Below are 8458 nucleotides of genomic sequence, written 5' to 3' on the forward strand. Positions count from 1 at the left end.
CGAGGGTCGACACCGCTGCGGTGGCGACGTCCCGACCGGCCGGTGGCCGGTCGGCGCCGCCGGCCGCCAACAACGTGCCCAGGAAACGTTTACGAGACGCGCCGACGAGGATCGGGAAACCCAGTCCGACGAACGTCGGCAACGCGTGCAGCAGCGCCCAGTTGTGGTCGGCGGTCTTGGCGAAACCCAGGCCCGGGTCGAGGATGATCCGATCCGGGTCGACGCCCGCGCTGACGGCGGCATCGACCTGGCCGAGCAGTTCGCGACTGACCTCGGCGACGACGTCGTGATAGCCGCCGACGTCGTCGACCCGGTGAGTGAAGCGGCGCCCGGCGTCGGAGTCGTCCCCGGCCGGACGCCAGTGCATGAGGATCCACGGCAGCCCGGCATCAGCCATCACACGGGCCATGTCGGCGTCGGCACGGCCTCCGGACACGTCGTTGACGATGCGCGCACCCGCCTCGATCGCGGCCGCGGCGACCGAGGCGCGCATGGTGTCGACGGAAACCGTCGCCCCGAGATCGGTGAGCGCGGAGATCACCGGGGCGACCCGCGCCGTCTCGATCGCCGGATCGACCCGAATGGCGCCGGGACGGGTGGATTCACCGCCGACGTCGATGAGGTCGGCGCCGTCGTCGAGCAGTTGTTGTCCGTGCGCGAGCGCGGCGTCGAGATCCAGGTAACGGCCGCCGTCGGAGAACGAGTCGGCGGTGACGTTGATGATGCCCATCACCTGGGTCGGCGCGGGACTCACCGGGTGATGAGGTCGAGCGCTTCGCCCCGCGAGACCGCACTGGTCTTGAACAGACCGCGCACCGCCGACGTGGTGGTCCGCGCGCCCGGCTTGCGGATGCCACGCATGGCCATGCACAGGTGCTCGGCCTCGATCACGACGATCACGCCGCGCGGATTGAGCCGTCGCACAAGGGCATCGGCGACCTGGCTGGTGAGACGTTCCTGAACCTGCGGACGTTTCGCGTACAGATCGACCAGTCGCGCCAGCTTGGACAGACCGGTCACCTGCCCGCTGACGCCCGGGATGTAACCGACGTGCGCGACCCCGTGAAAGGACACGAGGTGATGTTCGCACGTCGAATACAGCGGGATGTCCTTGACCAGCACCAACTCGTCGTGGTCCTCGTCGAAGGTCGTCGCGAGCACTTCCGACGGATCGGTGTAGAGCCCGGCGAACATCTCGCGATAGGCGTTGGCGACACGGGTCGGGGTGCGGCGCAACCCTTCTCGATCCGGGTCCTCGCCGATCGCGAGGAGCAGTTCACGCACCGCGGCCTCGGCCCGCGCCTGATCAAACTCCCGCACCGGTTCTGCAGCCGAATCCGGACCCCGTTGGTCGAGTGTCGTCACATCCGTCCCCTTTGATCGCCTCGAGTCGCCACCGGGCTCAGGCGCCGGTACCGTTCACGTCTTTGCCGGTCTCGTCCGGCCGGCCGGAATGCCCGTTGGCACCCGGGCCATTCCCGTTGCCCCCGTAGCCATGTGCGCCATTGGGGCCATTTGCGCCATTGGGCTCGGTGCCGCCGTTGACCCCGGGGCCCTGCTCGCGCGGGGGCCACCCGGGCGCCGACCAATCACGCGGGGCGCCGTAATCGGGCCACGTCCCGGCCTGATGGCCCGGCTGGGGCTGCCCCTGCGGCGGGTATTGGGGCGGATAGGACTCGGGCGGATACGACTGCGGTGGATATGACTGGGGCGGATACGGATTCTGCTGCGGCGGGAACTGCCCCGGATGCGGATACCCGGGTGCCGCCTGCGGGGGATACGCCGGTGCCCCCGGTTGTCCTCCAGGAGGGCCACCCGCGCCGACCGGCTCGGGAACCTTCACCGGCTCCGGCGGCGGCCAGGGCTCACCACGCTCGATCGCGAGCTCACCCGGCGTCTTCACCGGCGGCTTGTCACTCGGCGTGCGCTCGCCGAAATCGTTGAACGTGGTGATCCGCGGCCGCTTCTCGACCTGCGAGAAGATCTTCTCCAGATCCTTCCGCGTCAGTGTCTCCTTCTCCAACAACTCGCTGGCGAGCACATCGAGGGTGTCGCGGTACTCCGAGAGAATGGCCCACGCCTCGGTGTGCGCAGCCTCGATCAGCCGGCGCACCTCCTCGTCGATCTCGCCGGCAACCCCCGCGGAGTAGTCGGTCTGGTTGCCCATCGAACGGCCGAGGAACGGATCACCCTGCTCCTGCCCGTACCGGACCGCACCGAGCTTGGCGCTCATACCGTATTCGGTGACCATCGCCCGCGCGATCTTCGTCGCCTGATCGATGTCGGACGACGCGCCCGTCGTCGGCTCGTGGAACACCAACTCCTCGGCGGCACGACCACCCATCGCCATCACCAGGCGGGCGATCATCTCCGAGCGGGTCATGATGTCCTTGTCCTGCTCGGGTACGGCCAGCGCATGACCGCCGGTGCGTCCACGGGCCAGGATGGTCACCTTGTAGATCGGGTCGAGATCCGGCATCGCCCACGCGGCCAACGTGTGGCCGCCCTCGTGGTAGGCGACGACCTTCTTCTCGTGCTCACTGATGATGCGGCTCTTACGACGCGGCCCGCCGATCACACGGTCGACGGCCTCCTCGAGCATCTCCGCGGTGATCGTGTGCTTGTTCTCACGAGCGGCCAGCAACGCCGCCTCGTTGACCACGTTGGCCAGATCGGCACCGGACATGCCCGGGGTCCGCTTGGCCAGACCGTCGAGATCGGCGTCGGAATCGATCGGCTTGCCCTTGGCGTGCACGCGCAGGATCGCCCGGCGCCCGGCCATGTCGGGATTGCCGACCGGGATCTGCCGGTCGAAACGACCCGGACGCAGCAACGCCGGATCGAGGATGTCGGGACGGTTGGTGGCCGCGATCAGGATGATGCCCTGCCGGTCCCCGAAGCCATCCATCTCGACGAGCAGCTGGTTGAGAGTCTGCTCGCGCTCGTCGTGACCACCGCCGAGACCCGCACCACGCTGACGCCCGACCGCATCGATCTCGTCGACGAAAATGATGCACGGACTGTTGTTCTTGGCCTGCTCGAACAGGTCACGCACACGGGAGGCACCGACACCGACGAACATCTCGACGAAATCCGAACCCGAGATCGTGAAGAACGGCACCCCGGCCTCACCGGCGACCGCGCGAGCCAACAACGTCTTACCGGTACCGGGCGGACCGTAGAGCAACACGCCCTTGGGGATCTTCGCGCCGAGCGCCTGATAGCGCGTCGGATTCTGCAAGAAGTCCTTGATCTCGTAGAGCTCCTCGACCGCCTCATCCGCGCCGGCGACATCGGAGAACGTGGTCTTCGGCATGTCCTTGGTGAGCTGCTTGGCGCGCGACTTGCCGAAGCCCATCACGCCGCCACGACCACCACCCTGCATGCGACTCATCACGAAGAAGAACAAACCGAACAGCAACAACATCGGCAGCAGGAAGATCATGATCTGCCAGAACACCGACTGCTCGTTGACATTCGTCTGATACGGCGCACCGGTCGCCTTGACGTCGTTGAAGATCTCCTCACTCGCCGCCGAGGGATACTTCGTCGAGATCTTGGTCGACTCGTCATCGCCGACCTTGACCGGCGTGTTGGTCTCGATACGCAGCTGCTGCTCACGGTCGTCGATCTGAATCGACTTGGTGTTCTTCGTGTTGAGCTGCGTCAACGCGACCGAGGTGTCGACGGCCGTGTAGTCGCGATCATTGTCGCGCCAGACGCTCCAGCCCCAGAAGGCGAGCACGATGACCGCCACGATGGCGAGATTGCGGAAGACTGTCTTGCGGTTCATGCCAGTGAGGGGTTGGTCGGCGGTGGTGACACCCGACCGGTCCCGTTGGTCCTTCCCATCGATTCGTGACCACAACAAGCCGAGTTGACGCGGACAAATCGTGCAGACGCACGCCGAGCATCGACCGTGATCGTTGTGATAAGGCTACCGGTCAACGATCGCGCAGGTAAAACCGTTCCCTGTGTTTGTTGGCGCCGCCTCCGGCGTCGCGGGTGCGTGCGCCTCTCGGCACCGCTCTTCGTCGATCGCGCACATTGTCGCTGCGCTCCTCGTGCGCTCCTCCTCATCGCGGCGCGGCACACGCACGTTGTGGGGGGCTTTGTCGCTGCGCTCCTCGCCACGCCGCCACCATGGGCAACCGTTACCCGTCGCCGCGAGGGGATCGCTCAGCCTTGGTACACGCTCGGGCGCAACCGGCCGATGAACGGCAGGTCGCGATAACGCTCGGCGTAGTCGAGGCCGTACCCGACGACGAACTCGTTGGGGATGTCGAAACCGACCTCGGCGACGTCGACCGGCGAGCGAACCGCCTCGGGCTTGCGGAGCAGCGTGCACACCTCCAACGACTTCGGCGAGCGGGTCGCCAGGCTCTTCATCAGCCACGACAAGGTGAGCCCGGAGTCGATGATGTCCTCCACGATCAGGACGTCGCGCCCGGCGATGTCGCGGTCGAGGTCCTTGAGAATGCGGACGACACCCGACGACGACGTCGCCGAGCCGTAGCTCGATACCGCCATGAACTCCATCTGCGACGGAATGGGCAACGCCCGCGCGAAGTCGGTCATGAACATGATCGCGCCCTTGAGCACACCGATGAGGACGAGATCGTCCTCGATACCGGCGTAGCGCGAGGCAACCGACTCGGCCAGCTCGGCGGTGCGCTGTTTGATCTGTTCCTCGGTGATCAGCACCGCTTCGATGTCGTCGCCGTAATGGTGTTCGATCTCGTTCGCCACGGCCTCTAGCTTGTCATGCCCGACGCCCGGGATGGATCCGACGTCGGCGAGCGCCGTCGGGCGTCAAGGAAGAAAGGCAAGGGCGTGCATTTTGTCCGCCGTTTGACGACATAACATCACAACTCGATAACGCGACGCCACAGCGGTCACATCTCACGCGATTTTTTGGACTTCTGACGCATTCAAGTTGAACAATCTCCAAAGCAGTAAGAAAACCAGTGCACCGAAATCCCGGACATGCCCCGGCAATGTCCGGATTCCATCATTCCGCCCGGACGATGACGTCCACGTTTGCCCCACTCGGCATTCTTCGTCGCCCGGATCGGACCGACCCGCCGAATGGACACCCCATGCACACCTCATCGCCACCACCGACCGACCACAGGAGCCCGAGCGGCCGATCCCGGCACCGCAGCATCATCCTCCTGGTCGCGATTTCCCTTGCACTGGTGTTGATTTCGCGTGGGACCCCGGCCAATGCAGCGCCGCCGACCCCGGTGGGCTACACGCTGTCGAGCACCAGCACGTCGCTCACCCTGACGTTGCAACACGGCACATTCAAGCGTGGCCAGAACTCTCTGGCAATCGTCGACAATGCCGGTTCGGCGGTTTTCCAAATGCCGTTGAGCTACCGCCTCGAGGACCGGGAGTACCCGATTGCGGCGCAGATTTCCGGCAATTCGGTGACACTCATTCCGTCACACCGCGTGGCCGACTCACGATCAATCGATCCACAATTGGTGGAACCCGTTCGCGCCGCCGCAGGAAAGCAACTCGTCGACGCGCCGACGACCCGGCAGGAACGCGACAATCAGGCATTGGCGCAATTCATGCAAATCCTCGGCGCAGGCACCACGATCGGGACACTGGTGGGCACCATCATCGGCGCGATCGTCGGCGGCGTCATCGGTTGCGCGATCGGACTGGCCGCCGCGGTCATCGGCTGCCTGGTGGCCGTCGTCCCCGCAGCGGGTCTCGGCGGTGTCGCGGGCACGATCGTCGGCGGTGGCGGCACCCTCGTCGTCGCGGGAATCCAGTACCTGCAGACCATCAACTCCCCGTTCGTCCCACCCCGGACCAGCTCACCCCAGAAGTGAGCCGGTCCAACCCCGCACGCCCGGGTCCGGCGACGTCAGCGCGGTGAGTCCCGCACCGTGAGTACGTCGCCGACCCGGGCGACCTCACGTCGGGACCCGCCATCGCCGCCGACGGCGACACCGCCCTGACCGTGCCAATCGACGACGAACGCGTCCACGGCACCGATCACCCGGCTCGTCGGCTCGGTGGCCCCGACGTCGAGAAGCCACCGCCGGATCACCCTGGTCCGCACCGCGGCGGCGAGATCTCGCACCCGCTCGATCGCCAGGCCCGCGTCGGTGCGGGCGGCACGGTGATACTCCTCGGCGAGCGCGTCGAGGGCGTCGGTGTCGGCGCGTAACGCATCGGCCGTGCGGCACAGCGCCTCGACGACACCGCCGTGGACGACGTCGTCGAGGAGCGGCAGGACCTCCGAACGCAGACGCACCCGGGTGAACCGGGGATCACGGTTGTGCGCGTCGGCATGCGGAGCGAGCCCGAGTTCGGTGCAGGCACCGACGGTCTGCGCACGCCGGACACCCAGGAAGGGCCTTCCCCACGGCGCCGACCATGCCTGCATCCCGGCGATCGAACGCGCGCCCGAGCCGCGTGCCAGTCCGAGCAGAACTGTCTCGGCCTGATCGTCGGCGGTGTGGCCGAGCAGCACCGGCCATCCGTCCCGGGCCTCCTCGAGTGCCGCGTAGCGGGCCGTCCGGGCCGCTGCCTCCATTCCACCCGCGGTGCCGACACTCACCTCGATCACCTGCGCGCGGGCACCGAGCCCGCGCGCCGCCACGGCCGCGGCGTCGGCGACATGCGCCGACCCATGCTGGAGCCGGTGATCGACGACGAGCGCACGAACCTCGAACCCGGCGCGCACGGCGGCCGCGGTCAGCGCCAGCGAATCCGGACCGCCGGAGAGTCCGACGCAGACCTGCCGGTGGCCGTCGAGGTGGTCGGCGGCGAATCGCTCGACCGCCCGGGTCAGAGCACCCGCGCTATCCATTTCGCCGGTTCGTCGATCTCGGCGGGCAGCGGCATCGTCTCCGGCGAGGTCCAGATCGTGTTGAAGCGCTCCATGCCCACCGTCGAGACCACCTCGTCGACGAATGCCTTACCCCGAATGTATTGGGCCAGTTTGGCATCCATACCGATGAGGGCACGGATGATGCGTTGCACCGGATTCTTCGGTCCCGTGCGCCGCTTGTCGAACGCCGCGCGGATCGACGCCACGGTGGGTACCTGCGCCGGGCCGACGGCGTCCATCACGTGATCGGCGTGGCCTTCGAGCAGGGTGCCGAGCATCAGCATCCGATTGAAGGCGTCGTACTGTTCGGGCGTCTGCAGCAACTGCATCGCACCGATCACGCCCTTCTCCCGGGGCTTGCCGCCCTTGAGCGCGCCGGTGATGCGTTCGACGACGTCGGAGATCGACTCGCCGGCGTCGGAGGTCAGCACCTCGATGTTGTCGAGCATGTATTGCCGCAACCACGGGTTGGCCGAGAACTGCACCCGGTGGGTCACCTCGTGCAGACACACCCAGAGCCGGAAGTCCGACGGGACCACCTTCAGCGTCCGCTCGACGCCGACGATGTTGGGCAGCACCAGCATCAACACACCCGGGTCGTCGGCGGTCCCCGACACCGACTCCTCCGGCGGCGAGAACGGGTCGTACTGTCCGAGGATCGCGGTGGAGAGGAAGGCCAGCAGACCCGAGGCCTGCAGCCCGCCGATGCGCCCGCTCAGACCGGGTGAGTCGTCGGCGCCACCTGGCCCCGAGAGCATCGATCGCATGGATTGCCCTGCGGCGTCGATCCATTCGTCGCGTTCGAGCACGCGGGCCGCGGGCACCGCGAGGCCGTCGGCCAGACCGGTGACCTCGCGAACCGGCGCCTCGGCGCGCACCGCGGCGTCGGCGAGTTCGACCCGGGCGGCCATCCGCGTGTAGTCGGTCATCTTAGGACCGGGCCGCGAGAGTTTCTTACCCACCGTGGACGCGAGGCCCCAATCGATCTTGGCGCCCACCGACTCCAGATCGTGGTCTGCGTGATCTATCGACATCCGCACTCCCTCAGGTCGCCGGGGATGGCGTCGAGTGCCGGGCGGGCGTCGGCCGGGGAGGTTCCCCCCGACATCAACGCGAACGACAACACCCGCCCATCGACGGTTTGCACTATGCCGGTCAACGAACTGACGCCGGTCAGAGTTCCGGTCTTGGCCCGTACCCAGCCCGCTCCCGGGTTGTCCGGTTCGTCGAAGCGATCGGCGAGGGTCCCGGTGCCGCCGGCGATCGGCAGGCCCTCGAGGATCGGACGCAGTTTCGCGTTACGGGCACCATTGGGGCTGTTCGAATCGTCGGGACCGCTGATGGCGCCCATCAGGGTGTCGAGAAACGCGGCCGGGATCTTGTTCTGATACGACAGCCCCGACGAATCGTGCAGCGTCACCCCGGAGGTGTCGAAACCGTTGTCCCGCAACGTTTTGACCACCGCTGCGGCACCTCCGGACAAGGTGGCCGGACCACCCTGGGACACCGACAACTCGATGGACAGCGCCTCGGCCATCACGTTGTCGGAGAAGCGGTTCATGTCGTCGACGCGGGTGAGCAGCGGGGCCGAGGACCCCTTCGCGA

At 67.0% G+C, this 8458-nt stretch carries 8 protein-coding genes; 1 reads left to right on the plus strand and 7 read right to left on the minus strand.

What is annotated here, in order from left to right; translation table 11 throughout:
• The 4 genes from folP to hpt all read right to left on the minus strand — a co-directional run.
• On the minus strand, nt 1-730 hold a 730-nt coding region (folP, locus tag B1964_RS18895), incomplete at its 3' end, for a dihydropteroate synthase (protein WP_172398894.1).
• 20 nt (nt 731-750) lie between these two features.
• Nucleotides 751-1365 (minus strand): GTP cyclohydrolase I FolE, encoded by a 615-nt coding sequence (folE, locus tag B1964_RS18900; protein WP_006371927.1) that lies wholly within the window; start codon nt 1363-1365, stop codon nt 751-753.
• Between the two features lie 37 nt (nt 1366-1402).
• The gene (gene ftsH / locus B1964_RS18905; protein WP_079930847.1) at nt 1403-3793 is read right to left on the minus strand and encodes an ATP-dependent zinc metalloprotease FtsH; all 2391 of its coding nucleotides are present in this window, start codon (nt 3791-3793) and stop codon (nt 1403-1405) included.
• Nucleotides 3794-4179: 386 nt separating this feature from the next.
• A complete protein-coding gene (gene hpt, locus B1964_RS18910; protein ID WP_006371925.1) occupies nt 4180-4749 on the minus strand; it encodes a hypoxanthine phosphoribosyltransferase in 570 nt (189 codons plus the stop codon).
• A gap of 350 nt (nt 4750-5099) precedes the next feature.
• On the opposite strand from hpt, the gene B1964_RS18915 reads away from it, so the two are divergent.
• Nucleotides 5100-5846: a hypothetical protein gene (locus tag B1964_RS18915; RefSeq protein ID WP_035728617.1), complete on the plus strand. Its 747-nt coding sequence runs from the start codon at nt 5100-5102 to the stop codon at nt 5844-5846.
• A 35-nt stretch (nt 5847-5881) separates the two neighbouring features.
• Here B1964_RS18915 and tilS read toward each other — a convergent pair whose 3' ends face one another.
• The 3 genes from tilS to dacB all read right to left on the minus strand — a co-directional run.
• Nucleotides 5882-6832, minus strand: coding sequence for a tRNA lysidine(34) synthetase TilS (gene tilS / locus B1964_RS18920; protein ID WP_079930848.1), 951 nt, complete (start codon nt 6830-6832; stop codon nt 5882-5884).
• The gene (locus B1964_RS18925; RefSeq protein ID WP_079930849.1) at nt 6811-7887 is read right to left on the minus strand and encodes a zinc-dependent metalloprotease; all 1077 of its coding nucleotides are present in this window, start codon (nt 7885-7887) and stop codon (nt 6811-6813) included. The genes tilS and B1964_RS18925 overlap by 22 nt, the downstream gene beginning before the upstream one ends.
• Nucleotides 7878-8458 (minus strand): D-alanyl-D-alanine carboxypeptidase/D-alanyl-D-alanine-endopeptidase (gene dacB, locus B1964_RS18930; protein ID WP_079930850.1); only part of this gene is annotated, 581 nt, incomplete at its 5' end. The genes dacB and B1964_RS18925, both read right to left, overlap by 10 nt.

Origin of the sequence: Gordonia sp. i37, assembly GCF_002043085.1 — a bacterium.
In the GTDB taxonomy this organism is placed as follows: Bacteria; Actinomycetota; Actinomycetes; order Mycobacteriales; family Mycobacteriaceae; genus Gordonia; species Gordonia polyisoprenivorans.

Coding starts and splice junctions, on each gene's coding strand:
- B1964_RS18925 (WP_079930849.1), bottom strand. CDS start 7,887: ATGTCGATAGATCACGCAGACCACGATCTGGAGTCGGTGGGCGCCAAG.
- tilS (WP_079930848.1), bottom strand. CDS start 6,832: ATGGATAGCGCGGGTGCTCTGACCCGGGCGGTCGAGCGATTCGCCGCC.
- ftsH (WP_079930847.1), bottom strand. CDS start 3,793: ATGAACCGCAAGACAGTCTTCCGCAATCTCGCCATCGTGGCGGTCATC.
- B1964_RS18915 (WP_035728617.1), top strand. CDS start 5,100: ATGCACACCTCATCGCCACCACCGACCGACCACAGGAGCCCGAGCGGC.